The sequence below is a fragment of the Streptomyces sp. NPDC025651 genome, from assembly GCF_055558735.1.
The window spans coordinates 251,095-278,046 of record NZ_JBVHLZ010000010.1; the positions used below are offsets into that span (position 1 = coordinate 251,095).

The 26,952-nt window shown below is 72.6% G+C and carries 19 protein-coding genes and 1 tRNA gene; 8 read left to right on the top strand and 12 right to left on the bottom strand.

The annotated features are described in order from the left end of the window. Positions 1 to 196: 196 nt before the first annotated feature. On the top strand, positions 197 to 3,130 hold the full coding sequence (locus ACZ4D5_RS31790) for a hypothetical protein (RefSeq protein WP_467775908.1): 2,934 nt from the start codon (positions 197 to 199) through the stop codon (positions 3,128 to 3,130). 266 nt (positions 3,131 to 3,396) lie between these two features. Here the strand turns inward: ACZ4D5_RS31790 and ACZ4D5_RS31795 are convergent, their stop codons facing one another. The 6 genes from ACZ4D5_RS31795 to ACZ4D5_RS31820 all read right to left on the bottom strand — a co-directional run bounded on the left by ACZ4D5_RS31795 (position 3,397) and on the right by ACZ4D5_RS31820 (position 8,179). Continuing rightward, positions 3,397 to 3,861, bottom strand: coding sequence for a hypothetical protein (locus ACZ4D5_RS31795; RefSeq protein WP_467775909.1), 465 nt, complete (start codon positions 3,859 to 3,861; stop codon positions 3,397 to 3,399). A 79-nt stretch (positions 3,862 to 3,940) separates the two neighbouring features. Further along, positions 3,941 to 4,543, bottom strand: coding sequence for an aminoacyl-tRNA hydrolase (gene pth, locus ACZ4D5_RS31800; RefSeq protein ID WP_467775910.1), 603 nt, complete (start codon positions 4,541 to 4,543; stop codon positions 3,941 to 3,943). Between the two features lie 72 nt (positions 4,544 to 4,615). Further along, a complete protein-coding gene (locus ACZ4D5_RS31805; RefSeq protein ID WP_467775911.1) occupies positions 4,616 to 5,209 on the bottom strand; it encodes a 50S ribosomal protein L25/general stress protein Ctc in 594 nt (197 codons plus the stop codon). A 203-nt stretch (positions 5,210 to 5,412) separates the two neighbouring features. Then, the gene (locus ACZ4D5_RS31810; RefSeq protein WP_362339488.1) at positions 5,413 to 6,387 is read right to left on the bottom strand and encodes a ribose-phosphate diphosphokinase; all 975 of its coding nucleotides are present in this window, start codon (positions 6,385 to 6,387) and stop codon (positions 5,413 to 5,415) included. 115 nt (positions 6,388 to 6,502) lie between these two features. After that, on the bottom strand, positions 6,503 to 7,936 hold the full coding sequence (gene glmU / locus ACZ4D5_RS31815; protein ID WP_467776040.1) for a bifunctional UDP-N-acetylglucosamine diphosphorylase/glucosamine-1-phosphate N-acetyltransferase GlmU: 1,434 nt from the start codon (positions 7,934 to 7,936) through the stop codon (positions 6,503 to 6,505). A 171-nt stretch (positions 7,937 to 8,107) separates the two neighbouring features. Next, positions 8,108 to 8,179, bottom strand: a tRNA-Gln gene (locus ACZ4D5_RS31820). A 336-nt stretch (positions 8,180 to 8,515) separates the two neighbouring features. On the opposite strand from ACZ4D5_RS31820, the gene ACZ4D5_RS31825 reads away from it, so the two are divergent. Then, entirely contained in the window at positions 8,516 to 9,838 is a 1,323-nt protein-coding gene (locus tag ACZ4D5_RS31825) for a sensor histidine kinase (RefSeq protein ID WP_467775912.1), read from the top strand. Positions 9,839 to 9,933: 95 nt separating this feature from the next. Here ACZ4D5_RS31825 and ACZ4D5_RS31830 read toward each other — a convergent pair whose 3' ends face one another. Both ACZ4D5_RS31830 and ACZ4D5_RS31835 read right to left on the bottom strand, forming a co-directional pair. Then, complete coding sequence (locus ACZ4D5_RS31830; protein ID WP_467775913.1) at positions 9,934 to 10,494, bottom strand: SUKH-3 domain-containing protein; 561 nt, start codon at positions 10,492 to 10,494, stop codon at positions 9,934 to 9,936. A gap of 89 nt (positions 10,495 to 10,583) precedes the next feature. Further along, a complete protein-coding gene (locus tag ACZ4D5_RS31835) occupies positions 10,584 to 11,165 on the bottom strand; it encodes a YwqJ-related putative deaminase (protein ID WP_467775914.1) in 582 nt (193 codons plus the stop codon). 263 nt (positions 11,166 to 11,428) lie between these two features. Here ACZ4D5_RS31835 and ACZ4D5_RS31840 point away from each other — a divergent pair, with 263 nt between their 5' ends. From ACZ4D5_RS31840 to ACZ4D5_RS31855, 4 genes are all read left to right on the top strand, one after another. Beyond that, entirely contained in the window at positions 11,429 to 12,424 is a 996-nt protein-coding gene (locus tag ACZ4D5_RS31840; RefSeq protein ID WP_467775915.1) for an SMI1/KNR4 family protein, read from the top strand. A 7-nt stretch (positions 12,425 to 12,431) separates the two neighbouring features. Further along, entirely contained in the window at positions 12,432 to 15,437 is a 3,006-nt protein-coding gene (locus tag ACZ4D5_RS31845) for an SUKH-4 family immunity protein (protein ID WP_467776041.1), read from the top strand. 164 nt (positions 15,438 to 15,601) lie between these two features. Continuing rightward, positions 15,602 to 16,591: an LCP family protein gene (locus tag ACZ4D5_RS31850; RefSeq protein WP_467775916.1), complete on the top strand. Its 990-nt coding sequence runs from the start codon at positions 15,602 to 15,604 to the stop codon at positions 16,589 to 16,591. A gap of 119 nt (positions 16,592 to 16,710) precedes the next feature. After that, positions 16,711 to 17,613: a cellulose-binding protein gene (locus tag ACZ4D5_RS31855; protein ID WP_467775917.1), complete on the top strand. Its 903-nt coding sequence runs from the start codon at positions 16,711 to 16,713 to the stop codon at positions 17,611 to 17,613. A gap of 174 nt (positions 17,614 to 17,787) precedes the next feature. Here ACZ4D5_RS31855 and ACZ4D5_RS31860 read toward each other — a convergent pair whose 3' ends face one another. The 3 genes from ACZ4D5_RS31860 to ACZ4D5_RS31870 form a co-directional block, all read right to left on the bottom strand. Continuing rightward, positions 17,788 to 19,398 carry a sodium/solute symporter gene (locus ACZ4D5_RS31860; RefSeq protein WP_467776042.1) on the bottom strand — a complete coding sequence of 537 codons (1,611 nt, stop codon included), beginning with the start codon at positions 19,396 to 19,398 and terminating at the stop codon, positions 17,788 to 17,790. A 17-nt stretch (positions 19,399 to 19,415) separates the two neighbouring features. Then, positions 19,416 to 19,853, bottom strand: coding sequence for a DUF485 domain-containing protein (locus ACZ4D5_RS31865; RefSeq protein WP_467775918.1), 438 nt, complete (start codon positions 19,851 to 19,853; stop codon positions 19,416 to 19,418). A gap of 111 nt (positions 19,854 to 19,964) precedes the next feature. Beyond that, positions 19,965 to 21,596, bottom strand: coding sequence for an MFS transporter (locus tag ACZ4D5_RS31870; protein ID WP_467776043.1), 1,632 nt, complete (start codon positions 21,594 to 21,596; stop codon positions 19,965 to 19,967). 296 nt (positions 21,597 to 21,892) lie between these two features. Between ACZ4D5_RS31870 and ACZ4D5_RS31875 the strand changes: the two genes are divergently transcribed. Together ACZ4D5_RS31875 and ACZ4D5_RS31880 are read left to right on the top strand one after the other, a co-directional pair. Further along, positions 21,893 to 22,681: an ABC transporter ATP-binding protein gene (locus ACZ4D5_RS31875; RefSeq protein ID WP_467775919.1), complete on the top strand. Its 789-nt coding sequence runs from the start codon at positions 21,893 to 21,895 to the stop codon at positions 22,679 to 22,681. Further along, the gene (locus tag ACZ4D5_RS31880; protein WP_467775920.1) at positions 22,678 to 25,266 is read left to right on the top strand and encodes an ABC transporter permease; all 2,589 of its coding nucleotides are present in this window, start codon (positions 22,678 to 22,680) and stop codon (positions 25,264 to 25,266) included. The genes ACZ4D5_RS31875 and ACZ4D5_RS31880 overlap by 4 nt, the downstream gene beginning before the upstream one ends. A 92-nt stretch (positions 25,267 to 25,358) precedes the next feature. Here ACZ4D5_RS31880 and ACZ4D5_RS31885 read toward each other — a convergent pair whose 3' ends face one another. Beyond that, entirely contained in the window at positions 25,359 to 26,843 is a 1,485-nt protein-coding gene (locus ACZ4D5_RS31885) for a DUF2079 domain-containing protein (RefSeq protein WP_467775921.1), read from the bottom strand. Positions 26,844 to 26,952 lie beyond the last annotated feature (109 nt).

The window sequence follows — 26,952 nt, forward strand, 5'->3', positions numbered from 1 at the left end:
CCGCGCGACACCGGCCGGCGTCCCGGACCGACCAGGGCCCCGCACCTCCTCGGGAGGCGCGGGGCCCCCGTCGTACGCCGATCGGCACCTAATCAGGTGAAACGGCGGTCGTACCGACTCGTCATGGGGCCGCTCGCGCCGCCTCGGGGAGCACAGTTGACGGGCCATCAAGTTCCCCCCGGCGGTCGGGAGCACTGTGATCCCCCTTCCTCTCCGGTCGCGCCGCGGTCTCACCGCGGTGACGGTCGTCCTCCTCGCGCTCCTCGCGGCGCTCGCCCTCGTGCCCTACGGCATCGCGCACGCGGACGCCCGGATGAATGTCCGCCTGGACCCGGCGACCTCGCCCGTGCCCTCCGGCGACCACGTCACGTACAACGGAAGCATTCAGTGCTCGATCCCGGGCGACTGCCGGTCGGTGACCGTCACCTTCACGCCGCCGCCGGGTGCCTCCGGGCCCGGCCAGGTGTCGCAGCCCTACCCGCCCGGCGTCACCGCCGTCACTCCGAACGCCGACGGCAGCGTCACCGTCACCTACGACAAGATCCCCAGCGGCCAGAGCTCGCAGCTCACCGTCAGCTGGCCCACCGAGGACTACTGGACGCCGCCGGGCGCGCAGACCGCGGGGATGTCCGCCACCGCCTCGAACGGCGACGGCACCCCCAGCACCGACGACGCCTCCGTCACGGTCACCGCCACGCCCAACCCGGCGATCAGGAAAGAGGGCCCGAAGGCGGCCCGGCCCGGCGACACCGTGGCGTACAAGGTCACCGCGACCAACGACCCGCGCGACTCCAACCGGCCGCGCGGCAACCTCGCCCTGGAGAACACCGTCCTGACCGACGTGCTCCCCGAGGGCGTGGACCTCGTCGACGCCACCCCCTCCGGCTACACCTACGACCCGGCGACCCGCACCATCAGCTGGCCCGTGGACACCGAACCCGGCCGCCCCGGCGACCAGTTGGCGCAGGTCAAGGAGTATCCGTACGGAGTCGTCCACGAGATCAGGGTCAAGGTGCGCGACGACGTCGCCGACGGCACGGTGCTCACCGACACCGCCTCCATCAGCGGTGACCCCTACGGCCCCGACACCGGGAAGATCACCGAGAGCGCCACGGCGGAGACGACGGTCGGCACCGGCTCGGGCGAGGTCTCCGGCACCCTCGACAAGTCCGTCGACACCCCGCTCGCGGGCGACGGCCAGCGCATCTCGTACGTCCTCAGGTTCGGCAACACCGGTACCGAGGCCGCCGACGCCCGCCTCGTCGAGGTGATGCCCGCGGGCTTCGACGCGCAGACGCTGCGCCTGTCGACCCCCTCCGGCGGTACCTACGGCGGCCGTTGGACGGTCGTGGTCACGCGGCGCGACGGCGGCACCGAGACGCTGACGCCCACCGACCAGCAGGTGAGCCTCGGCGAGGACCCCGTCTCCGTGCGCATCGACATCCCCGGTCTCGCCGCCGGGGCCAGCCTCGTCGCCCAGTTCACCGGCCGGGCCGACGCGTCCGAGGTCCCCGGCGGCAGCGGCGACGTACGCAACTGCGCGCAGCTGGAGCTGACGGGCAGCGGCGGCGGCAGTGCGCGCGAGGAGTCCTGCGCGGGATTCCGCATCGAACCCGAGGTCTCCCAGCCCGAGTTGACGAAGTCCACCGACCCGGCGCCCGTCGGCCCCGGCGGCACCCACACCTGGCGCATCACCATGCGCAACGACCGCTACCGCACCGACTCCTCGCCGCTGCGCCCGCACTTCGTCGACCTGGTGCCCCGTCAACTCTCGTACGAGGAGGGGTCCTGGGCCCTGGCGGACGGACAGCCCGCCTACTGCCCGGCCGCCGACCGCTTCACCGAGAAGGTCGGTGCGGGCCCCGACGGGCGCACCCGCGTCGAGCTGACCGCCGAGCGCGGCGCCGAGATCCCGGCGAACGACTCGACGTGCGTCTACACCTTCCGTACGACGGTCAAGCCCGGTGTCGCCAGCGGAACTTACGGCGGGACGCCGAGCGACGCCGACTACGCGGGCAACCGCGCCGGGCTCTACGACGCGCAGCGCCCCATCAACACCCGGCAGACCGACACCCACGACATCAACGGCAACGGCGACACGAAGGAGAACGTCGCCGAGGCCACCGACGACTTCGCCATCGCCCAGTCCGCGTCGCTCTTCGTCACCAAGGAGGTCAAGGGCGACAAGGACGACGACTTCAAGGGCTCGGCCGAGGTGCCGGGCAAGGAGGACGAGGTCGGGCAGTCGACGGCGGGCGGCACGGTCGAGTACCGCACGGTCCTCGGCAACATGGGCAACACCGACCTCACCAACGTCGTCGCGTACGACCTGCTGCCGGAGCCCGGCACCAAGGGCGTCACCAGCGGGCGGTACGGGGACGACGCGACCAGCGAGTGGCGGCCCGTCCTGACCGGGCCGATCGACGCGGGGTCGGCGCCGGTGACGATCACGTACTCGGAGAAGGCCGATCCGTGCCGGCCCGAGATGGACAACACCCCTGACGACAGCGCGCCGTTCCAGTGCGACGGGAAGCCGGACCCGAGCTTCGAGCCGGCCTCGGCGGTGACGGACTGGAGCAAGATCCGCTCCGTCCGCTTCGACTTCGACGGGCATGTGTTCACGGCGGGGGAGCGCTACACGCTGCGGTGGCGGATGAAGGTTCCCGAGCGGGCGGCGGGTGACGTGCCGTTCGAGGGCGGGGAGCGGACCTGGAACAAGATCGCGATCGCCGGTGACCGACGGGAGCCGGACGGGACGCTTCGTCCGCTCCTTGCGACGGAGGCGCCGTGGGTGGTCGCGGAGGTCGGCAAGTCGCCGTCGCCCACGCCTACGCCGACGCCGCCTACGCCGACCCCGCCGACCCCGACGCCGCCTACGCCGACGCCGCCCACTCCGACCCCGCCGACGCCCACGCCGCCGTCGCCGACTCCGCCGGAGCCGACGACTCCCGAGCCGACGACTCCCGAGCCGACGACTCCCGAGCCGTCGCCGTCCCGGAGCGAGCCGCCGGTTCTTCCGGACACGGGGTCCCCGATCGCTCCGTTGGCTGCTGCGGTTGCCGCGGTGCTGCTTGTGGCGGGCGGGGTGTTCTTCGCCGCTACGCGGCAGAGGCGGGGGAGGCACGCGTAGTTCTTCGGGCGCGGGTGGGCTGTGGCTGATCGCGCAGTTCCCCGCGCCCCTTGAGGGGGTGGTGCTCGTGGTGTTTCGGGTGCGGGTCTGTGGTTGCTCGCGCAGTTCCCCGCGCCCCTAAAAGGGCCCGCGCCCCGTCAGGGGCGCGGGGAACTGCGCGCTCAGCCAAGGACAGCCCGCGGACGAAGAACTGCAAGTACCGCCCCTTTGGGGGCGCGGGGAACTGCGCGACCAGCCGCGACGGAGCCGCAGCAAGGAACCGGCCCCTAGAACGTCAGCGTCACGAACGACGCCGTCAGCAAGGCGCCGCCCGCCAAGGCCATGCCCCACGCCGTGCGCGGCAGGCGCAGACCGCCCGCCACCACCACCGAGGCCAACAGCAACGCGCCGCCCAGCGGCAGCCACGCGTGGAGGAAACCGGGGCCGCCGGTGCGGACGGCCTCGTCCGTGCCCGGCCTCAGGGCCACCGGGATCCGCGCGCCCTTCCTCTCCGCGATGGAGCGGTCGATCTCCACGCGCGCGGGACCCTTCGTACCGCTCGAAGAACCGGAGGCATACGTACCGACGCATGTGTCGGACCCGCACCGCGTCACCGTCATCACGCCCCGCTCCCGCCCCTCCGTGAGCATCACGTGCCGCGCGGTGTCCCAGGACGCCCACACGCCCGCGGCGAGCAGCAGCGCGGCGAGCGCGCCCATGGCCGTGCGGCGTCCCAGGAGCAGCAGATTCATGGCCGGGATCCTTGGCCACTTGACTCCGCTCAGTCAACAGCGGGCACAACGGACCCCGGGCAGGATCTCGGGGCGAACCTCAGGAGTTGTACGTGCTCTGAGCGCGCTCCAGGCCCTCGATGACCAGCGCCTCGACCGCGTCGGCCGCCCGGTCCACGAAGTAGTCGAGCTCCTTGCGCTCGGTCGAGGAGAAGTCCTTGAGGACGAAGTCGGCGACCTGCATCCGGCCGGGCGGGCGCCCGATGCCGAAGCGCACCCGGTGGTAGTCGGAGCCCATCGCCTTCGTCATCGACTTCAGGCCGTTGTGGCCGTTGTCGCCGCCGCCCAGCTTCAGGCGCAGCGTGCCGTAGTCGATGTCGAGCTCGTCGTGGACCGCGACGATGTGCTCGGTCGGCACCTTGTAGAAGTCGCGCAGCGCCGTCACGGGGCCGCCCGAGACGTTCATGTACGACATGGGTTTGACCAGGATCACCCGGCGGCTCGCGAGGCCGGGCGGGCCGATGCGGCCCTCGACCACCTGCGCCTGTGCCTTCGCGGCCCGCTTGAACTTGCCGCCCATGCGGTGCGCGAGCAGGTCGGCCACCATGAAGCCCACGTTGTGCCGGTTCATGGCGTACTCGGGGCCCGGGTTGCCGAGGCAGGCGATCAGCCAGGGGGCGTTGGCGTCGGTCGTCACGTGCATGTCTCCTTCATACGCGGCAGCCGCCGCCCCCCGAGGGAGCGGCGGCTGCCGTGCCGGTGTGCGTCGCGAGGATCAGGCCTCGGCGGCCGCGTCGCCCTCGGCGTCACCCTCGGCCGGGGCCTCCTCGGCCTGCGCGGCCAGGACCTGCAGGACGACGGCGTCGTCCTCGACGGCCAGCGAGACGCCGGACGGCAGGGTGATGTCCTTGGCGAGGACGGACGCGCCGGCGTCCAGGCCCGCGATGGAGACGGTGACCGACTCCGGGATGTGGGTGGCCTCGGCCTCGACCGGAAGCGCGTTCAGGACGTGCTCGAGCAGGTTGCCGCCCGGGGCCAGCTCGCCCTCGGTGTGGACCGGGATCTCGACGTTGACCTTCTCGCCGCGCTTCACGAGGAGCAGGTCGACGTGCTCCAGGAAGCCCTTGAGGGCGTCGCGCTGGACGGCCTTCGGGATGACGAGCTCGGGCTTGCCCTCGACGTCGATGGCGATGAGCACGTTGGACTGGCGCAGGGCCAGGTTCAGCTCGTGGCCGGGCAGGGTGATGTGGGCCGGCTCGTTGCCGTGGCCGTAGACGACCGCGGGGACCTTGTTCTCGCGGCGGATGCGGCGGGCGGCGCCCTTGCCGAACTCGGTGCGGGCCTCGGCGGCGAGCTTGATCTCGGCCATGTCTACTCCTCGTAGGTCAGACGAATCGATGAAGGGGGTCCCCCTGCCCTTGAAGAGCTGGGGAGCAGTCACCCGGCCATACGACTTACTGGCCTGCTACGAAGAGCGCGTCGATAACGGACCGCCGCACCAAGAAGTGCGGCCTCCCTCGCCGAGCAACTTCAGAAGTCTACTCGGCCGGGAGGCCGCACCCAAAAGGATCTTTACTGCTCTTCGAAGAGGCTGGTCACGGAGCCGTCCTCGAAGACCTCGCGCACCGCGTTGGCGATGGTCGGGGCGATCGACAGGACCGTGATCTTGTCGAGCTCCAGCTCGCTCGGGGTGGGCAGGGTGTCCGTGAAGACGAACTCGCTGACCTTGGAGTTCTTCAGGCGGTCGGCGGCCGGGCCGGAGAGCACGCCGTGCGTGGCCGTGACGATGACGTCCTCGGCGCCGTGCGCGAAGAGGGCGTCGGCGGCGGCGCAGATCGTGCCACCGGTGTCGATCATGTCGTCGACCAGGACGCAGACGCGGCCCTTCACGTCACCGACGACCTCGTGGACGGTGACCTGGTTGGCGACGTCCTTGTCGCGGCGCTTGTGGACGATCGCCAGCGGGGCGCCGAGGCGGTCGCACCAGCGGTCGGCGACGCGCACGCGGCCGGCGTCGGGGGAGACGACGGTCAGCTTGTCGCGGTCCACCTTCGCGCCCACGTAGTCCGCGAGGATCGGCAGCGCGAAGAGGTGGTCGACCGGGCCGTCGAAGAAGCCCTGGATCTGGTCCGTGTGCAGGTCGACGGTGAGGATGCGGTCCGCACCGGCGGTCTTCATCAGGTCGGCGACCAGACGCGCCGAGATGGGCTCGCGGCCGCGGTGCTTCTTGTCCTGACGGGCGTAGCCGTAGAACGGCACGATGACGGTGATGGAGCGGGCCGACGCGCGCTTCAGCGCGTCGATCATGATCAGCTGCTCCATGATCCACTTGTTGATCGGAGCGGTGTGGCTCTGGATCAGGAAGCAGTCGGCGCCGCGCGCCGACTCCTGGTAGCGGACGTAGATCTCGCCGTTGGCGAAATCGAAGGCCTTCGTCGGCACGATGCCGACACCCAGCTTGTGTGCGACCTCCTCGGCCAACTCGGGGTGGGCGCGGCCGGAGAAGAGCATCAACTTCTTCTCGCCGGTCGTCTTGATCCCGGTCACAGCACTGTCTCCTCAGAGAGTTCGTCCCGCTGCCGTACTCACGCGTCCCGGTGCGTCGAGTCGGCCGATGTGTGCATCTATCACGGTACGCCGTGTTCGACGCACCTGTTTCCGGTCAGCTTTCGCTGTCCGCTTCCCGGGACGCCGCCTCCGCCGCCTTCGCGGCCGCGCTCCCCGGACGCTTGCGGGCCACCCAGCCCTCGATATTCCGCTGCTGGCCCCGGGCGACGGCCAGCGAACCGGCCGGTACGTCCTTGGTGATCACGGACCCGGCGGCGGTGTAGGCACCGTCCCCGACCGTGACAGGAGCCACAAACATGTTGTCCGATCCGGTGCGGCAGTGGGACCCCACCGTGGTGTGGTGCTTGGCCTGGCCGTCGTAGTTCACGAAGACGCTCGCGGCACCGATGTTGGAGTGCTCGCCGATGGTCGCGTCGCCCACGTACGAAAGGTGGGGCACCTTGGAGCCGTCGCCGATCGTGGCGTTCTTCATCTCCACGTACGTACCCGCCTTGGCCTTCACCCCGAGCCGGGTGCCCGGGCGCAGATACGCGAACGGACCGACGCTCGCCCCCGCCCCGATCTCGGCGCCGTTCGCGACGGTGTTGTCCACGCGGGCGCCCTCGCCCACCGCGGTGTCCGACAGGCGGGTGTTGGGGCCGACCTCGGCGCCCTTGGCCAGGTGCGTGGTGCCCTGCAGCTGGGTGCCGGGGTGCACGATCGCGTCGCGGTCGAAGGTGACCGTGGCGTCGATCCAGGTGGACGCCGGGTCGACGACGGTGACGCCCGCGAGCATGGCCTCGGTCAGCAGGCGGTCGTTCAACGTCCGCCGTGCCTGGGCGAGTTGGACGCGGTTGTTGATGCCCGCGATCTCCTCGTGGTCGTCCGCGACCGCGGCGCCGACGCGGTGCCCGGCCTCGCGCAGGATCCCGAGGACGTCGGTGAGGTACTCCTCGCCCTGGCTGTTGTCGGTGCGCACCTTGCCGAGGGCGTTCGCGAGGAGGCGGCCGTCGAAGGCGAAGACCCCGGAGTTGATCTCGCGGATCGCGCGCTGCGACTCGGTGGCGTCCTTGTGCTCGACGATCGCGGTGACGGCGCCGTTGGTGCTGTCGCGCACGATGCGGCCGTAGCCGGTCGCGTCCGGCACCTCGGCGGTCAGCACGGTCACGGCGTTGCCGTCGCCGCTGTGGGTGGCGGCGAGCTTCTGGAGGGTGGCGCCGGTGAGCAGCGGGGTGTCGCCGCAGACGACCACGACGGTGCCCTCGACGGTGCCGCCGAGCTCTTCGAGGCCGATGCGGACGGCGTGCCCGGTGCCGTTCTGCTGGGCCTGGTAGGCGGTGCGGACCTGCGGGGCCACGGTGCGCAGGTGGTCCTTGACCTGGTCGCTCTGGAAGCCGACCACGGTGACGAGCTGCTCGGGCGAGAGCGCCGACGCGGCGTGCAGCACGTGCCCGATGAGGGAACGGCCGCAGATCTCGTGCAGGACCTTGGGGAGGTCGGACTTCATCCGGGTGCCCTCACCCGCTGCGAGGACGACGACGGCTGCCAGTGGAGTCTCCCCTGCAGGAGCGGAGCCGACTGCTTGGGGAAGGTTGGCGCTCACGGGGGTGCCCTTCGGCTTCGGATGCTTGGGGTGTGGACATCCGCAGGATACCGGGGCGTAGGGGGACGGAAATGGGGGCGGGTCCCGACCGGTTGCGTCGGGACCCGAGAAGTGAGGCTCCCCCGCCAGGACTCGAACCCGGACAAATGGCACCAAAAGCCACGGTGCTGCCAATTACACCACGGGGGATGGATACGGCTTGGGCCGGACATCGCGTCAGGCTGTGGGCCGGGCCCCCCACACTATGCCGCACCGGGCGCCTTCCTCGCGACGGTCTTCGATCGGAGCTTTGCTCCGGCTTCGATCGGAGCTTTGCTCCGGCGCGACCCTTCGTGATCTCCGTCATGCGGTGATCGCACGGCGGCCGATGTCCGGAATGGGGGGTTCCGCCCCGAGAGCGCAGTCGCCTCAACAGTTCGAGGGATAACGGCGGGTTTCGCTTCCCCTCGAAGCGGGGGGCCCGAGGGATCACCGGGCCGGAAACTCAGCGGAAAACCGGGGTGGAACGCCCGTACGCTGGAAGACATGACCACGACGGGGGACGACCGCACCACGGCCATGACCGGCCCGTGGTGGTGGGAGCGGTGGCGCGGGGCCGCGCTGGACGCGGGGCTCGCCGCGCTGTCCGCGCTGGAGTGCGGGGCGGAGGGAGTGGCCTTCGCGCGGGACGCCGGGCTGCCCACGCCGGTGGGGGTCGGCTTCGGGGTGCTCGCGGGGTCCGCGCTGCTGATCCGGCGGCGCTGGCCGATCGCCGTCGTCCTCATATCGATCGCCATCACGCCCGCCCAGATGGGCGTCGTGCTGACCGTCGTCGGCCTCTACACCCTGGCCGCGTCCGAGCTGCCGCGCCGCATCATCGGCGCCCTCGCCGGCATGTCGATGGCCGGCACCCTGATCGTCGCCATGGTGCGCGCCAACCAGGACATCTCGGAGGGCGGCACCCCGCCGCCGGTCGGCAGCGAGTTCATCCCCTTCTTCGCCGTCGCCGCCGCGATCGGCGTGACCGCGCCGCCGGTGCTCCTCGGGCTCTACGTGGGCGCGCGGCGCCGCCTGATGGAAGGCATGCGCGAGCGCGCGGACAGCCTGGAGCGGGAGCTCCAGCTGCTCGCCGAGCGCGCCGAGGAGCGGGCCGAGTGGGCGAGGAACGAGGAGCGGACCCGCATCGCCCGCGAGATGCACGACGTGGTCGCGCACCGCGTGAGCCTGATGGTCGTGCACGCCGCGGCCCTGCAGGCCGTCGCGCGCAAAGACCCGGAGAAGGCCGTCAAGAACGCCGCGCTCGTCGGCGACATGGGCCGTCAGGCGCTGACCGAGCTGCGCGAGATGCTCGGCGTCCTGCGCACGGGCGACGGCACGAAGAGCGCGAAGCCCGCCGAGCCCGTGCCGCTGGCCGCCGTGGGGTACGCGGCCGCCGCCGCGGCGTCCCGCGCGGTCGACGAGGACGGCCCGTGCCTGGCCGAGCTGGACGAACTGGTGGGCCAGTCACGCGCCGCCGGCATGGCGGTCGACCTGTCGGTGGAGGGCGAACCGCGTGACTACGCGGCCGACGTCGAACAGACCGCCTACCGCGTGGTCCAGGAGGCGCTGACCAACGTCCACAAGCACGCGGCGGGCGCGAAGACGTACGTGCGGCTCGCGCACCGCTCGGCCGAGATCGCGATGCAGGTGGAGAACGAACCGCCGCCGGGTGAGGCAGCCGATGTCCGGCTGCCGAGTGGTGGCAACGGCCTGGTGGGCATGAAGGAGCGGGTCGTCGCGCTGGGCGGGGTGTTCGTGTCGGGGCCGACGGATGGGGGCGGCTTTCGGGTGTCGGCGGTACTTCCCGCTGCGAGCGCCGTGGCAGGTTGAGCACTTCGCGCTCTGCGGGTGCGTTGTGGTTGCTCGCGCAGTTCCCCGCGCCCCTTACGGGGCGCGGTTTCCGGCGCCCCTCATGGGAGCGCCGTTCAGCTCGCCGTCAGGCGGATCGGCTGGGCGCCCGTGATGAGCGTGGCCAGGGCCTGGTCGATGTGGGCGCCGATGAACCAGTCGCCGCTGTGGTCGAGGCTGTAGACCCGGCCCTCGGTGTCCATCGCGAGGAGCGCCTGCGTCTCCGTCTCCTCGCCGATGGGGCACACCTCGGACTCCAGGGCGCGGCCCAGGTCGCCGAGGGTGCGGGCCAGGTGCAGGCCGTACATGGGGTCCAGGTGCACGGTGGCCGGGGCTATCTGGCGGCCGGGGCCCTGCGGCGTGATGTGCAGACCGCCGAACTCCGCCCAGGCCTCGACGGCCGCGGGGAAGACCGAGTGCCGGTGCCCGGCGGGCGAGGTGTGGCGGCGCAGGGCGTCGGCCCAGATCTCGGCCTGCTTTATGTCCCAGCGCCCCGGACGCCAGCCGGCCGCGCGCAGGGCGGCGTCGACAGGGACGGGCAGGGGGGTCCCCCCTGCCCGAGCGAAGCCGAGAGCTTGGGGGAGGGTGGTGCCGCCCGCGCCCGGTGCGGCGGTCGTGGCGGTGTGGTCGGCGTGCATGGGGTGGCCCTCGTTCGGTCGGTCGGACGGTCGTGGGGGACGGGCGGATGGACGGTGGGGCGTCGGTCCGGCTGGTGTCCGGGCGACGGTCAGCCGTCGGCGGCCGCCGGGTCCACGACCCGTACCCCGAAGTGCGCCGTGAGAGCGGTGCAGGAGCGGCAGGGCTGCGCGAAACCGCCGTGCAGGGGGTCGCCGTCCTCGCGGATCCGGCGGGTGGTGAGCTTCGCGTGCTTGAGGGACTTGCGCGCCTCGCCGTTGGTCATCGGCTTGCGTGAGGCCCGCTTGGACCGGCTCGCGTCGGCCGCCGTGAGGTGGCGGGAGATGAGGATGGCCTCGGCGCACCGCCCGGTGAAGCGCTCGCGCTGGCCGCTGGTGAGGGTGTCGAGGAAGTCCTGGACGAGCGGGTGGAGCGCGGGCGGTTCCTCGCCGCGCCCCGCGGTACAGGTGAGCGTCGTCTGGCCGCGTACGGAGAGCGCCGCGGCCACGGTCGGCAGGATGCCGTCGCGGCGCTGGCGCAGGACCGGCGCCTGGGCGGCGGTGGCGCTCCAGCCGACGCGGGGATCGCCCGCGGCCGCGGTGGGGATCACTCCCGGTCCGTTCGCGCCGCCCGTGGTCGCGGGCGCCGTCGTGGACAACGTATGGCCGGACATGTCGCTCTGTGCCGTCTGCATCGTGCGTCTTCCCTCCCCCTGCTCGCGGTCGTCACCGCGTGTGCCACGCCCCCGCGTCGCGGGGGACAGCCTGCCAAATGGGGCGGGTGGTGCGGAAGCTGGGGCACTCCGACACGCCTGGCTTTCCGCCGGGTTTCGTCGCACGGTGACCGGCCGGTGGCTGCTGGTCATGGAACCGGAGGCCCGGTGACCGGTGTCGTCCTTGCGCATAGGCTGTGTCGCCAGAACCAGAACCTTCCACAGTGCCGCAGGGGGCAACCGCCATGACGACAGGTCGGCTGGGGCAGCAGTCCGCGCCGCCGAACGCGGCCTACGCCGGGCAGGTCGTGCACTTCCCGGACCCGGTCCGCGCCGCCCGCCACCCCAGAGGGGTGCGCGTGGACGAGCACGGTTACCCGGACTTCTCCCTCTACGCGAGAGCGGCCGCCGAGATCGCCGAACCCCCGGAGGGCTTCGGCGTCGACGAGCTGCGCCTGACGGACTACGTCTCGGCGAACGCGGCGATGGCGGCGGCGGGGCACGACCTGTGGGACACGATTCCCGCGGTGGCGACCCCGCACGGCTGGACCTGGCACCACGTGCCGAACAGCCGCCGCATGGAGCTGGTGCCGGTCGAGGTGAAGGCGCTGCTCCGGCACCACGGCGGGATCGCGACGACGACCGTGGACCAGAACAAGAGGGGGACGCGCCCGCTGCAGGAGACGCGCCCCGCGCACTTCGGCCTGCCCAAGACGTCGGTCGCGGTGACCGAGCAGCAGGTCCAGGGCGTCGAGGAGGACCTGGGCTACCGGCTGCCCGGCGCCTACCGCACCTTTCTGAAGGCGGCGGGCGGCTGCGCGCCGGTCGGCGCCGCGCTCGACGCGGAGCTCGGGCTCCTCGTGGACCAGCCGTTCTTCACGGTGCGGGACGAGGCCGCGGTCAACGACCTCGTGTACGTCAACAAGTGCCTGCGCGACCACCTCACCAAGGACTACCTGGGTGTCGGCTTCGTGCAGGGCGGTCTGCTCGCCGTGAAGGTCAAGGGCGACCGGATCGGCTCGGTGTGGTTCTGCGCGTACGACGACGCGCGCGACGTCTCGGAGGCGGCCGCGTGGCCGCCCGCCGAGCGCGTGCGGCAGCTGCTGCTGCCGTGCGGCGACGACTTCGACGCGTTCCTTTCCCGGCTCGCGGGCAACCCGCCGGAGCTGGAGACCGTGGCGAACCTGATGGTGGACGGCGGCTTCGCGCACGCCGTCCCCGTGTCCTCGGGTGGGGAGTGACGTGGCGATGGTGACTTTCGCGCAGGCGCAGGAGCGCGCCGAGGAGTGGATCAACGGCGATGTGCCGGGCTATCAGCACCGTGAGGTGCGGGTCCGGGAGTTCGACCTGGGGTTCGTCGTCTGGGCCGAGGACCGCGAGAACGGTCCCGTCTCCGACGGCGGCAGCCAGCGGCTCGTCATCGCGCGGGACAGCGGCGAGGCCACGCTGTGGCCGGGCCTGCCCGTCGGTGAGGTCATTCGCCGGTACGAGGAGGAGTACGGCCTGCCGGACACGGGACCGCAGGACGCGGCCCCCGCGCCGCCGGAGCGGGTGGACCTGAACCAGACGTCGTTCCTGCTGAGCCCTCCGGAGTGGCTCCAGGAGGCGGCGGACAAGATGGGGATCCCGGACCGGCGTACGGGGGACTCCGCGGGTGGTTCCGCGAGTGACTCCGTGAGCGACGCGGTGTCCGATTCCGTGAGTGACTCCGTGTCCGACGCCGTGCCCGACGCCGTGTCCGGCCCCATGGGGAGCTCGGGCTCCTCGGGTGCTTCGGGTGCTTCGGGCGTTTCGGATGCGGAGCCTGCGGCCGCGGCGCCCGCGGCCCCGGGCGGCGGCACGCCGTGGCCCGCGGCCGGCGCTCCGGAGGACGGCGCGCCCGCCCGTGACGACAGCCTGCCCGTGACTTCGCCGGGCGTGCCCGCGGGGGCGACCCCCTGGGCCGGTACGGACACCAACGCCGATGCGGGCGAGGACCATTCGGTGCCGCTGCCCGCCACGGTGTTCGCGCCGCCGCTGGCCGGTCTCGACGAGGACGACACCCCGCCGCCGGGCGTCGCGCCGGACGCCAAGACGGCCCTGATGCACGGCGGCAGCCAGCTCCCGAAGACGGCCATCGCCCCGGCCCTGGACGGTCCCGAGGCTCCGGGCGGCCCTGCGACTCCGGGCGCTCCCGCGGCTCCCGGCGTTCCCGCGGCCCCTGCCGCCCCGCCGGCCAACTCTCCGCAGCCGCCTGCCGGTTCGCCGGTACCGCTTCCTCCGCCGGGGGCGCCCGCGGCTGGCGGTGCGTCCGCGTACGGGTATCCGCAGGGTCCCGGTGCCGCTTCGGGTGGCGTCGGGGGTGACTCGCCGCAGCCGCCTGCCGGTTCGCCGGTGCCGCCTCCGTCGGGGGCGTCTGTGGGTGGCGGTGCGTCTACGTATGGGTATCCGCAGGGGGCGGGGGCTTCCAGTGGCGCTGGGGGTAACTTGCCGCAGCCGCCTGCCGGTTCGCCGGTGCCGCCTCCGTCGGGGGCGTCTGTGGGTGGCGGTGCGTCCGCGTACGGGTATCCGCAGGGTCCCGGTGCCGCTTCGGGTGGCGTCGGGGGTAACTCGCCGCAGCCGCCTGCCGGTTCACCGGTGCCGCCGCCTTCCGGGCCCGGTGCTCCCGGTACCCCCGCCGGTGGGTACGTCCCGACGCAGCTCGTCTCCTCGCTCGGTCCGGACGGGCCGAAGCCGCCGGAGGCTCCGGGTGCGCCCGGTGCTCCGCAGCCTCCCGGTCCGCCCGGTGCTCCGGGTACGCCTCCGGGCGGTGGGGTCCACCATGCCGCGACGATGTTGGCCGATCCGAGCCTCGGCGGTCCCGGTGGGATCAAGCCGCCGGGTGCGCCCGGCGCTCCGGGGGCGCCGCAGCCTCCCGGTCCGCCCGGTGCCCCTGGGGCGCCGCAGCCTCCCGGTCCGCCCGGTGCTCCGGGTACGCCTCCGGGTGGTGGGGTGCACCATGCCGCCACGATGCTCGCCGACCCGAGCCTCGGCGGTGGGATCAAGCCGCCGGGCGCCCCCGGTGCCCCCGGTGCGCCGCAGCCGCCCGGTCCCCCGGGCGCACCCGGTGCCCCCGGTGGGGCCACGCCGCCTCCCGGTGGTGGCGTCCACCACGCCGCGACGATGCTGGCCGGACCCGCGGTCGGCGGTCCCGGCGCGCCCGGCATGCCTCCGCCGCCCGCTCCCGGGCAGCCGGGGCCCGGTGCGCCCGGCGCCCCCGGTGGCCGGCCGCCGTACGGCTATCCGCAGCCGCCCACCGGCCAGCCCACCGTCGGCCCCGGCTACCAGGCCGTGCTGCGCTACCGCGCCGCCGACGGCTCCGAGCAGCAGCTCATCCGCCGCTCGGCGCCCGGAACCCCGCACCCGGAGTGGCAGATCCTGCACGAGCTGCGCGGCATGAACGTGCCGCCGCAGCAGGTGCTCGAACTCCACACCGAGCTGGAGTCCTGCGAGCTGCCGGGCGCGTACTGCGCCCGCATGATCCGCGAGACCTGGCCCCAGGCGCGCATCACGTCCATCGCCCCGTACGGCAAGGACCACGCGTCCCGCCAGGGCGGCATGCAGCAACTCCTGGCCCACCAGGGCGAGTTGCACCAGGTCGCGGACGGCCCGGCACGCCCGGCCCCCGTGCGCGCGCCGCTGCAGCAGGTGCCGCCCGCCCCGGCGATCCCGCCGGAGGGCATCGCGCAGGAGCTGGCCGCGGCCTTCGGCCCCGGCATCTTCCGCTTCGACCAGCGTGCGGTGTCCCGCCAGGGCGTGCCGGACATCGTGGCGCACACCCTCGTGGTGGCGGGCCTGCCCGTCGACTTCGGTCCGTTCTTCTGGGCGCAGGCCCAGCCGGGGCGCCCGGTGCCGACGCTGGCCGAGCTGGCGCAGGAACGCGGCGTGCAGCCGGCGTCCGACGCGGGCTCGTACCTGGTCATGGGCAGCGACTTCGGCCGCGCGCTCTGCGTCCAGTACGGCACGGCGAACATCGTGGCCGTGCCGGTGGAGGCGGGGCCCGGCGGTGCGCCGGTGCCGCCGCAGTTCGTGAACACGGGGCTGCCGGAGTTCGCGCGGTGCATGGCGCTGCTGGGTCGTATGTGGCGTCTGCGGTTCGGGTTGAACCAGGAGCAGGCGGGGCGGTGGACGGTCGACTTCCAGAGTCAGTTGGCCGCGCTGGACGCTGCCGCTTTGGCTTCGCCGGAGAGTTGGTGGTCGGTGTTGCTGGAGCAGATGTGGGACGGGTTGCTGTAGGTCTTCGGGTGCGGGTCGTCTGTGGCTGGTCGCGCAGTTCCCCGCGCCCCTGAGGGACTGCGCAGTTCCCCGCGCCCCTGAAAGACTGCGCAGTTCCCCGCGCCCCTTGACAGGGGTGCGGGGCTCGACCTGCGTGAAAGCCCGCGTGGCCCGATCATGCGCTCATGGCAGACAAGGGTTCGCGGGCGGGCAGGCGGCGGTGGCCCAAGAGGGTCGCGCTGAGCCTGCTGGCCCTGGTCGTACTCGTCGCCGCGTACGGAACCGGCCTGTATTTCTGGGCCGGTTCGCGGCTGCGGACCACCGACGCCTTCGCGGCGTACGAGAGCAGGCCCGGCCAGGGCAAGGGCACCGACTGGCTGCTCGTCGGGTCCGACAGCCGGTCCTCGCTCACCCCCGAACAGCGCAAGGAGCTCCACGTCGGCAACGACCAGGGGCTGAACACCGACACGATCATGGTCCTGCACCACGGGGACAGCGGGCCCTCACTGGTCTCCGTCCCGCGTGACTCGTACGTCGCCATCCCCGGGCACGGCAAGGGGAAGATCAATTCGGCGTACGCGATCGGCGGCGCCCCGCTGCTGACCCAGACCGTGGAGCAGGCCACGGGGCTGCGCATCGACCACTACGCCGAGGTGAACTTCCTCGGCTTCGTCGACGTGGTGGACGCGCTGGGCGGCGTCGGGATCTGCGTACCCGAGGGCGGTCTGCACGACGAGAAGTCGGGGGCCGACTTCGAGGCGGGCTGTCAGGACATGGACGGGGTGCAGGCGCTGCGGTACGTGCGGGCCCGCTACTCCGATCCGCAGGGCGACCTGGGGCGGGTCAAGCGGCAGCAGCAGCTGGTGAGCGCGGTCGCGAAGAAGGCCACGAGCCTCTCGGTGCTGCTCCCGCCGTGGAACCTGATCCCCTTCCTGAGCGCCTCGCTCGACGCGCTCACCGTCGACAAGGACACCGGCGTGGGGACGCTGGCCCATATGGGGATCGAGATGGAGGGGCTCTCCAGCGGCTCGGGGGCCACCACGACCGTGCCGGTGGCGAGCGAGCCGGAGATCGCCGGGGTCGGCGACGTCGTCGTGTGGGACCAGGTCAAGGCCGATCGACTCTTCGAAGCGCTCAGAAATGACACCCCGATTCCGGCTTCTGGCGTCAATTGACGCATCCTTGACCGGGTGGGGTGGGCGGAGTGTCGCGTTATGAGCGCTTCCGCTTGATCCATCAAGATGTGCGCCAATCGCGTTGTACGCGCGTGGTACGTCGGAGAGGGGATCCAAGGATGAGCAGCAGCGGTGCACCGTCGTCGCCGCACGGCTTCGTCACCGTGCGCGGACGCGGCTACCGTCCCGCGCAGGTGGAGGCGTACGCCGCCGGTCTTTCACAGGAGCGGGACGGCGCGTGGGAGCGTGCCGCCCGGCTGACCGTCCTGGCCAGGGACATGGAGGCGGAGGCCGAGCACCTGCGGGACGTCGTGTCGCGGCTCGCCCCCCAGACGTACGAGACGCTCGGCGCGCGGGCCCAGGAGATCCTCGCGCTCGCCGAGGCCGAGGCCGCCGCCGTGCGCGAGGCGGCGCGGGACGAGGCGCAGCGGCTGACCGAGGCGGCCGAGGCCGGGGCGCGCGAGGTGCGCGACGCCGCGCGCGCCCACGCGGAGCGGATCGGCGCCGACGCCGACGAGCGGGCGAGGCAGCGGCTGCTCGCGGACAGGACCACGGCCGACGAGATCAGGATCGCCGCCCGGCGCGACGTGAAGGAGTGGCGCGGCGAGGCGCTCGCCGCGCTGCGCGAGATGCGGCAGCGGTGCGAGAGCCTGCTCGCCGAGCAGGAGAAGGAGCAGGCCGAGCGCTGGGAGGCCGCGGAGCGCGAGGCCGCCGAGCGCGAGGCGGCGTCGGACGCGCGGGACGCGGAGCGGATGGCCGCCGCCGAGGCCAGGCTCTCCGAGGCGGGGCGGGCCCTCGCCGAGGCGGAGGAGTCCGCGCGGCACCGGCAGGAGGACGCCGAGGCGCGCGGCGCGGAGCTGGTCGCGGAGGCCGTCCTGGTCGAGGAACGGCTTGCCCGCGAGACCGAGCGGGTGCTGCGCGAGCACGGCGAGGAGTGGGACGAGGTGCGGGCGCACATGGACCACGTGCGCAGCAGTCTGGCCGCGCTGACGGGGCGTGCGCCCGCGGAGGACACCCCCTAGCCCCGTCGCCGCGCAGAGTCATGCGTCGGCCGCGTCGCCGCGCAGAGGGAATCCGCTGGTCGCGCCCGCCGGTCGGCGGGGGCTCCGGGGCGCGCCCATCGCCTCGGGGTCACTCCTGGGCCGCGACCGCCGTCCGGTGGCCCTCTGGTCGTGCGCCCGCGGAGGGGATACTCCCTAGCGGCGCCCGCCACCGTGCCCGTCGCTCAGCGACGTCGTCGTACCACCCCCCGCCAGGATCTGCCCCTCCACCTCCTCGTACTGCCTGCGCTGGTCCTGCGCGCCCCTGCGGTCCGACAGGCGTGTGCCGAGCCAGCCGAGGAGGAAGCCCAACGGGATCGAGGCGATGCCCGTCGTGGTGAAGGGGAACCAGGCGAAGTCGTGGTTCGGGAAGGCCGCCCCGGGGCTGCCGGAGACCAGGTTCGTGCCCGTCATCAGGACCGTGGCGCCGAGCGTGCCGCCGAGCAGGGTGCAGAGCAGGCCGGTGCGCGTGTAGCGGCGCCAGAAGAGGCCGTACACCAGGGCGGGGGCCAGGGCGGACGCGCCCAGGCAGAAGGAGAGGGTGGCCAGGGGCTGCAGGCTGTGGTCCTTGACCAGGACCGCGAGGAGGATCGCCGGGACCCCTATGGCAAGGGCGGAGACACGGGCCAGCGTCATCTCGCGCCGGGGCGAGGGCGGACGGCGGCCGTGCGCGAAGACGTCGTGCGCGAGGGAGTTGGCGCAGGCGAGGATCATGCCGGCCACCGACGCGAGCAGCGTGAGGAAGAGCGCCGTGGTGACCGTCGTGAAGAGCAGCGTCTCGACGGTGGAGCTGTGGTCGCCGAACGCCGCGCGGGAGCCGAGGAGATAGGCCGTGTTGCCCTGCGGGTCGTCCTTCGCGAGGGCCGCGCCGCCGACCAGCGCGGCCGCGCCGAAGCCCACCACGGTGATGATCAGGACGAAGAGGGAGACCGCCGAGACCGCCCAGGACATGGAGCGGCGTATCTCGCGGGCGCTGCGCGCCGTGTACATCCGCATCGTGACGTGCGGGAGCGCCGCGCCGCCGAGGACCACCGTCAGCTCCGAACTGATCATGTCCAGGCGGGGGTTGGGGCTGTGGGCGAACTGCAGTCCGGACCGGAGGAAGGCGGGCCCCGCCCCGCTGCCGCGCTGGGCGGCGGCGAGCAGCGCGCCCGGGTCCCAGTCGAAGCGGCGCAGTATCAGTACGGCGACCACCGCGCCGGAGCCGAGGAGCATGACGATCTTCAGGATCTGGATGAGGGCGGTGCCCTTCATGCCGCCGATCGCCGCGTAGCTGATCATCAGGGCGCCGAGCGCGACGATGCAGCCGGTCTTCAGGCCCTCGTCGGAGAAGCCGAGGATGAAGGCCAGCAGGTCGCCCGCGCCCGCCAGTTGGACCAGCATCAGCGGGAGCAGTGCGGCCAGGGTCGCCACGCACACGGCGACGCGGACGGCGCGGCCCGGCATGCGGCGCGCCAGGACGTCGCCCATGGTGAACCGGCCCGCGTTGCGCAGGGGTTCGGCCAGCAGGAACATCAGCAGGGTCAGGGAGAGCGCCGTGCTCAGGGCGAGGACCACGCCGTCGTACCCGAGGAGGGCGATCACGCCCCCGGTGCCGAGGACGGTGGCCGCCGAGATGTAGTCGCCCGCGATGGCCAGGCCGTTGCGCATCGGGGAGAGCGCGCCGTAGCCGGTGTAGAACTCGTCGAGGTCGTCCCGGTCGGGCACGGTCAGGACGCAGAGCAGCAGCGTGAGGGTGACCACGGCGGTGAAGGCCACCAGGGACATGGTCTGCGCTTGGTCGCTCACGCGTGGCCCCCGCTCGCCCGTGCCGCCGCCAACTCGGCCTGCTTGCGCAGTCGTTCGGCCAGCGGGTCCAGGCGACGGCGCGCCGTGCGCTCGTACAGGACGAGGGCGAGGCAGGTGACGGGGAGCTGGCACAGGCCGAGCAGCAGGCCGGTGCTCAGGCCGCCGGAGACGGTGCCGGTCATCAGGGACGGCGCGAAGGCGGACAGGGCGAGGAAGAGGGTGAAGTAGCCGAGGGCGGTGAGCGTGGCGACGCGGCGCTGTCCGCGGTAGGCGACGCGCAGCTTGCGCAGGTCGCTGTGGCGGCCGGGCGCCGGATGGCGGGGGAGGCGGGGCGCGGGCGGGGCCGGGGGCGGCGGTGGCGGCTGCCAGGGGTAGGTGAGGTGCGGCTCGTGCGGTGGGGGCGGGGGCGGTGGGTCGTACGGTGGGTGGCTCATCCCGGTTCTCCTTGCGCGGCTTCCGGTCCGGTGGTGCGGACCGCAGGGAGCGAGGGGAGCCGAGACGTTACTTGTAAGTAGGGGTGGTGTGTGGGGTTTTCGACAAACCGATCAGTCGGCCTGTTGCGTGGGTGACAACTGCTCTTCCTGTGGGGCCTGTTGTTCCTCCTGGAGTACGGGGAAGCGCCGTGGCGCCACGAACAGCAGCACGAGGAGGGCCGCCACCGCCGCGCAGCCCGCGCCCACGTACACCCAGTCGACCGCCGCGTCCACCGCGCGCCGCAGCCGCTCCGGGTCGGCCACGGCCGCCGGGTCGTCGAGCGAGCGGGCCACCGAGTCCAGCGAGCCCGCCCCGCCGAGGCGCGAGGCCAGCACGCCGTTGGCGACCGCGCCGAAGAGGGCCGCGCCCGCGGTCTGGCCGATCTGCCGGCAGAAGAGGACGGACGCGGTGGCCGTGCCGCGCTCGGACCAGCCGACCGTGGACTGGACGCCGACGATCAGCGGCAGTTGGAAGAGGCCGAGGGCCGCGCCGAGCAACAGCATGAGCAGGGCGGGCTGCCACGCGCTGCCGGGGTAGGGGAGCAGCGGGAAGGCGAAGAGCGTGAGGGCGGCCGCCGCGATGCCGAGCACCGCGCAGTTGCGGAACCCGATCCGCCGGTAGACGTGCTGGCTCAGGGCCGCCGACACCGGCCAGCTCAGCGTCATCGTGGAGAGCACGAACCCGGCGGCGACCGGCGCCAGTTGGAGCACCGACTGGGCGTACGTGGGCAGGAACACCGTCGGGGCGACCATCAGCAGGCCGAGCGAACCGAGGGCGAGGTTCACCGCCGCGATGGTGCGCCTGCGCCAGACCCAGCCGGGGATGATCGGGTCCGCGGCCCCGCGCTCGACGAGCACGACGACGGCCACCAGGGCGAGGCCGGTGCCGAAGAGCGCGAGGGAGGGCGCGGAGAGCCAGTTCCAGGCGACGCCGCCCTGGACGAGCGCGGTGAGCAGCACGCCGCCGCAGGCGAAGACGGCGAGCGCGCCGGGCCAGTCGACGCGGCCGAGGGGGGCCCTGACGCGGCTCGGCTCGTGCAGGTGCCGCGCGATCAGCCAGAGCGCGACGGCGCCCACGGGCAGGTTGATGAGGAAGATCCAGCGCCAGTCCGCGTACGAGGCGAGGAGGCCGCCGAGCGCGGGGCCCGCGATGGCCGAGCCCGCCCACACGGTGGACAGCTTCGCCTGGATCCTGGGGCGTTCCCGCAGCGGATAGAGGTCGGCGGCGAGCGTCTGCACGGTGCCCTGGATGGCGCCGCCGCCGAGGCCCTGGACGATGCGGAAGGCGATGAGCGACGCCATGTCCCAGGCGCCCGCGCACAGCGCCGAACCGACGAGGAAGAGGACGCTGCCCGCGATGAGGACCGGCTTGCGGCCGAAGGTGTCGGAGAGCTTGCCGTAGACGGGCAGGCTGACGGTCACCGCGAGCAGATAGCCGGAGAAGAGCCAGGAGAAGACGGAGAAGCCGCCGAGGTCGCCGACGATCTGCGGCACCGCCGTCGCGACGATCGTGGAGTCCAGGGCGGCCAGCGCCATGGAGAGCATCAGGGCGGCGACGACCGCGCCCCGGCCCCGTATCGCGTCCCGCCCGCTCGCGTCCGCGCGCACGCCCACCGAGATTCCTTCCCCCTGCACCAGTTGCTGAGGGCCACTTTCCCACCCTGCGGGGGGTGGAGGGCAGGGGGTGGACGACCCTGAGTTGATCTCCACCGGCGGGTGGAGACCCCCTAGGGGAGCCTCCGCACTACGGACCGGGGAGCGTTCGTCCCGGCGGATGACGATGCGGGCCGGGGCGGTCCTTAGATTGTCCTTACGAGCCGGACGCGGGGCCGGCGCGGACAACCGCACCACGGGGGTGGGGTTTTCCCCCGCAGAAGACTGCGCCGAGCACCAGCGCGCGGGACCCCCTCACGGCACCAGACTCGAATCGCGCGGCGAACACCCTCGACCGCGCGGCGCACACCCGCGACTCATCACATGACCGACATAGGAGAAAAACCGTGACAACGGCTGTAACCACACCCAGGCACGGGGGCACTGGCGGGCGGACGGCCGTGGCGGCACGGGCGCGCCAGGTCGTGAAGGCCTACGGCTCCGGGGAGACCCGCGTGGTGGCCCTCGACCACATCGACGTGGACATCGCCCGCGGGCAGTTCACCGCGATCATGGGTCCCTCCGGCTCCGGCAAGTCCACCCTGATGCACTGCCTCGCGGGCCTCGACACGGTCAGCGGCGGGCAGATCTTCCTGGACGAGACCGAGATCACCGGCCTCAAGGACAAGAAGCTCACGCAGCTGCGCAGGGACCGGATCGGCTTCATCTTCCAGGCGTTCAACCTCCTCCCCACCCTCAACGCCATCGAGAACATCACGCTCCCGATGGACATCGCGGGCCGCAGGCCCGACCGCGGCTGGCTCGACCAGGTCGTGGAGACCGTGGGCCTCGCCGGGCGCCTCAAGCACCGGCCCACCGAGCTCTCCGGCGGCCAGCAGCAGCGCGTCGCCGTGGCCCGCGCGCTCGCGTCCCGCCCCGAGATCATCTTCGGCGACGAGCCGACCGGAAACCTCGACTCCCGTGCGGGAGCGGAGGTGTTGGGCTTCCTGCGCCGCTCGGTCACCGAGCTCGGCCAGACCATCGTGATGGTCACGCACGACCCGGTCGCCGCCTCGTACGCGGACCGCGTCCTGTATCTCGCCGACGGCCGGATCGTCGACGAGATGCACCACCCGACCGCCGACCAGGTCCTGGACCGCATGAAGTCGTTCGACGCCCGGGGGCGCACGTCATGACCGTCCTCAAGACCTCGATGCGCAACTTCTTCGCGCACAAGGGCCGCATGGCGCTCTCCGCGGTGGCCGTGGTCCTCTCGGTGGCGTTCGTGTGCGGCACGCTCGTCTTCTCCGACACCATGGGCACCACCTTCGACAAGCTCTTCGCCGCGACCTCGTCCGATGTGACGGTCACCCCCAAGTCCGCCGACGACGAGGGCGGTTCGCCCCGCAGCGGCAAGCCCGAGTCGATGCCCGCGTCCGTCGTCGCCGAGGCGAGGAAGGCCGACGGCGTGAAGTCCGCCGAGGGCGCGGTCAGCAGCGAGAGCGTGACCGTCGTCGACTCCGACAACAAGAACCTCGGCCCCACCAGCGGCGGCCCGACCATCGCGGGCAACTGGACGCACAACGACCTGCGTTCGATGGACATCACCTCCGGCCACTCACCGCGCGGCCCCACCGAGGTCATGGTCGACGCCGACACCGCCGACAAGCACGACCTGAAGATCGGCGACGAGCTGCGCACCATCACCGCCACCGGTGACCGCACCGCGAGGATCTCCGGCATCGCCACCTTCAAGGTGACCAACCCCGGCGCCGCGATCTTCTACTACGACACCGAGACCGCCCAACGCCAACTCCTCGGCGCCACAGGACGGTTCACGCACGTCAACCTCACCGCCGACGCGGGCGTCAGCGACGCGCGGCTGAAGGAGAACGTCACCGAGGCCTTCGGCGCCTCCGTGTCCACGTACGACATCAAGACGCAGAAGGAGAGCGCGGACGACGGCCGCAAGGACGTCGGCGGCTTCCTCGACGTCATGAAGTACGCGATGCTCGGCTTCGCCGGAATCGCCTTCCTCGTCGGCATCTTCCTCATCATCAACACCTTCTCGATGCTGGTGGCCCAGCGCACCCGCGAGATCGGCCTGATGCGCGCCATCGGATCCAGCCGCAAGCAGGTCAACCGCTCCGTGCTCGTCGAGGCGCTGCTGCTCGGCGTGTTCGGCTCGGTCCTCGGCGTCGGCGCGGGCATCGGCCTCGCCGTCGGCCTGATGAAGCTCATGTCCGGCATGGGCATGGAGCTCTCCACCGGCGACCTCACCATCAACTGGACGACCCCCGTGGTCGGCATGGTCCTCGGCGTCGTCGTCACCGTCCTCGCCGCCTACCTCCCCGCACGACGGGCGGGCAAGGTCTCGCCGATGGCCGCGCTGCGCGACGCGGGCACCCCGGCCGACGGCAGGGCGAGCGCGCTGCGCGCCGTGATCGGCCTGGTCCTGACCGGCGTCGGCGTCTTCGCCCTCTACACCGCCTCACAGGCCGACAAGGCCAAGGACGGGTCGCTCTTCCTGGGCGGCGGCGTCGTCCTGACCCTCATCGGCTTCGTCGTCGTGGGACCGGTGCTCGCCTCCGGCGTGGTCCGCGTCATCAGCGTGGTCCTGCTGCGGATGTTCGGCCCCGTGGGACGGATGGCCGAGCGCAACGCCCTGCGCAACCCGCGCCGCACCGGCGCCACCGGAGCGGCCCTGATGATCGGCCTCGCGCTGGTCGCCTGCCTCTCCGTCGTCGGCTCCTCGATGGTCGCCTCCGCCACCGACGAGCTCGACAAGTCGGTCGGCGCGGACTTCATCGTCCAGCCCACCCAGCCCGGCATCTCGATCACCCCGAAGGCCGCCGAGGCCCTGGGCAAGGCCGAGCACGTCTCCCACATCACGCGCTACAAGCAGATCGACGCGGACCTGACGACGCCCGACGGCAAGATCGTGGACGGCGTCGGCCTGAGCGCCGCCGACCCGACGTACGCCAAGGACCTGCGCCGCGAGACGACCGCGGGCACGCTGAGCGCCGCGTACGGCAAGGACGCCATGTCGGTCGGCGACGAGTTCGCCAAGAAGCACGGACTGAAGGTCGGCGACGAGCTGAAGGTCGCCTTCGACCACGGCAGGACGGCGGAGCTGAGGCTCGCGGCGATCACCTCGGACGACGGCTCGGTCGACAAGGGCGCGATGTACACCAACGTCACGACCCTGGAGAAGTACGTCCCCGCGGACCGGATGCCGCAGGACGACATCCTGTTCGCCACGGCCGACAAGGGCCAGGAGGACGCCGCGTACGCATCCCTCAAGGAGTCCCTGGAGGCGTACCCGCAGTACAAGGTGATGGACCAGACCGACTTCAAGCAGACGCTGAAGGACCAGGTCGGCCAGATGCTCAACATGGTCTACGGCCTGCTCGGCCTCGCGATCATCGTCGCGATCCTCGGGGTGGTGAACACCCTGGCCCTCTCCGTGGTGGAGCGCACCCGCGAGATCGGCCTGATGCGGGCGATCGGCCTCTCGCGCCGCCAGCTGCGCCGCATGATCCGCATGGAGTCGGTGGTCATCGCCCTCTTCGGCGCGCTGCTCGGCCTCGGCCTCGGCATGGGCTGGGGGGCGACGGCGCAGAAGCTCCTGGCCCTTGAGGGCCTGAAGGTCCTGGAGATCCCGTGGCCGACGATCGCGGCGGTCTTCATCGGGTCGGCGTTCGTGGGCCTGTTCGCCGCGCTGGTCCCGGCCTTCCGGGCGGGCCGGATGAACGTCCTGAACGCGATCGCCACCGAATAGCCACCGCCACGGGGGAGCGGGGGAACCGGCCCCGGCGGGTGCGTGGTGCGCCCGCCGGGGCCGACGGCTGTCCGGGCCCGGCCCCGCCGTCGTTACGCCTTGCGGAGCAGGACGTAGCCGTAGGCGTTGGCCTCCGCGACGTAACGGGCCCCCGGGTGCAGCTGGTGGGCGTACGCGACCGGGTCCTTCGTCCAGCCCGAGCGGACGTCCAGGGCGAGGTAGTCGGGGACGACCGGGCGGGCCGCGCCCACCCAGAAGACGCGGGCGCGGGAGGTGAGCCTGCTGATCGGCCCTATGTTCGCCTCGACGGTGGCGCCGTCGGGGACGCGCTCCAGCAGCCGCTCCCTGGCGGTCACCTGCCTGCTCTTCTCGTACGTGGCCGACTCGGTGAGGCCGGCCAGCGGCAGCGCGGTCGTCAGGGCGAGCGCGGCGGCCGCGACACAGGCGGGCAGCCGGTCGGCGTACGTGCGCAGCCACGGCTTCCCGCTGCGCCGCGCGATGTCGACGGCGTCGACGAGGGCGAGGGCGACGACCGGCATCAGGACCGCGCTGTAGTGCCAGTCGGTGCCCCAGTAGTGCTCGTCTCCGGAGAGGAAGCGCCAGCCGAGGGTGGGCAGCGCGACCAGGAGCAGCGGCGAGCGCAGGGCGAGCAGCCCGGTGGTGGGCAGCAGCAGCCACAGCAGGGTGCGCAGCTTGGTGTCGAGCCCCTCGAAGAGCCCGGCGGTCGCGCCGCCCTCGCCGACCTTGTTCCAGTAGTCGTACGAGCCGACCGAGTTGAAGGCGGGGATGACCAGGGTCAGCGTCACGAGGGCGGCGACGGCACCGAAGGCGGCGACGCCGAGGGCGTAGGGCAGGGCCTTCGGGTCCGAGCGGCGGCACCGGATCGCCACGACGACGGCGAGCGCGGCGAGGGTCACGCCCAGGTCCTCCTTGACGAGGACGAGGGGCAGCGCCCACAGCAGGGCGGCCCGCCACCGCTGCCGGAGGAGTGCCTCCAGGGAGAAGGCGATCAGGGGCACGGCGAAGCAGATCTCGTGGAAGTCGAAGTCGACGGCGCGCTGGATCCCCCAGGACAGGCCGTACGCGACCCCGACGGCGAGCCCGGAGGCGCGGCCGAGGAGCCGGGTCGCGGCGCGCGTCACGGGGATCGCGGAGACGGCGAAGAGCAGCGCCTGCGCGACGAGCAGCGTGACGGGCGAGGGAAAGACCCGGTAGGCGGGGGCGAGCAGGGCGGTGACGGGGCTGAAGTGATCGCCGAGGATGTTCGCCCCCGGCCCCTTGAGATCGGCCACCGGCACCTGGAGGTGCGCGTAGGCGCGCACGGCCTGCTCGAAGATCCCGAGGTCCCAGGAGCGGCTCTCCATGCGCCGGAACCGGCAGACGGACACCAGGGCGTACGCGGCGAACAGGGCGGCGGCGAGGAGGTGGGGGGCGCGGTCCCAGAGGCGGTCTTCCGCACGGACCGCGGCGGCCGGGTCGCTCTGGTCCCGCGCGGTTATCCGCTCGGGCGCGCTCCCCGGGACGGGGTCGTCGACGACGCCCTCGACGGCGGGGGCATCGGACTGGGGTCCGGACATGGGGTGGCTTTCTGGTCGACGAGAGATATCGGGCCCCTCGGTTCGAGGGGCCGAGGTCACATTCAGCCCCTCCGGCGTTTGAGGAGCGGGGTCCGGGGCGGAGCCCCGT

Bases quoted from the DNA above. Each gene is read 5' to 3' on its own strand.
- ACZ4D5_RS31795 (WP_467775909.1), bottom strand. From the start codon at position 3,861: ATGAATCTGCTGCTCCTGGGACGCCGCACGGCCATGGGCGCGCTCGCC.
- pth (WP_467775910.1), bottom strand. From the start codon at position 4,543: ATGCACGTGACGACCGACGCCAACGCCCCCTGGCTGATCGCCTGCCTC.
- ACZ4D5_RS31805 (WP_467775911.1), bottom strand. From the start codon at position 5,209: ATGGCCGAGATCAAGCTCGCCGCCGAGGCCCGCACCGAGTTCGGCAAG.
- ACZ4D5_RS31825 (WP_467775912.1), top strand. From the start codon at position 8,516: ATGACCACGACGGGGGACGACCGCACCACGGCCATGACCGGCCCGTGG.
- ACZ4D5_RS31830 (WP_467775913.1), bottom strand. From the start codon at position 10,494: ATGCACGCCGACCACACCGCCACGACCGCCGCACCGGGCGCGGGCGGC.
- ACZ4D5_RS31835 (WP_467775914.1), bottom strand. From the start codon at position 11,165: ATGCAGACGGCACAGAGCGACATGTCCGGCCATACGTTGTCCACGACG.
- ACZ4D5_RS31840 (WP_467775915.1), top strand. From the start codon at position 11,429: ATGACGACAGGTCGGCTGGGGCAGCAGTCCGCGCCGCCGAACGCGGCC.
- ACZ4D5_RS31845 (WP_467776041.1), top strand. From the start codon at position 12,432: ATGGTGACTTTCGCGCAGGCGCAGGAGCGCGCCGAGGAGTGGATCAAC.
- ACZ4D5_RS31850 (WP_467775916.1), top strand. From the start codon at position 15,602: ATGGCAGACAAGGGTTCGCGGGCGGGCAGGCGGCGGTGGCCCAAGAGG.
- ACZ4D5_RS31855 (WP_467775917.1), top strand. From the start codon at position 16,711: ATGAGCAGCAGCGGTGCACCGTCGTCGCCGCACGGCTTCGTCACCGTG.
- ACZ4D5_RS31860 (WP_467776042.1), bottom strand. From the start codon at position 19,398: ATGTCCCTGGTGGCCTTCACCGCCGTGGTCACCCTCACGCTGCTGCTC.
- ACZ4D5_RS31865 (WP_467775918.1), bottom strand. From the start codon at position 19,853: ATGAGCCACCCACCGTACGACCCACCGCCCCCGCCCCCACCGCACGAG.
- ACZ4D5_RS31880 (WP_467775920.1), top strand. From the start codon at position 22,678: ATGACCGTCCTCAAGACCTCGATGCGCAACTTCTTCGCGCACAAGGGC.
- ACZ4D5_RS31885 (WP_467775921.1), bottom strand. From the start codon at position 26,843: ATGTCCGGACCCCAGTCCGATGCCCCCGCCGTCGAGGGCGTCGTCGAC.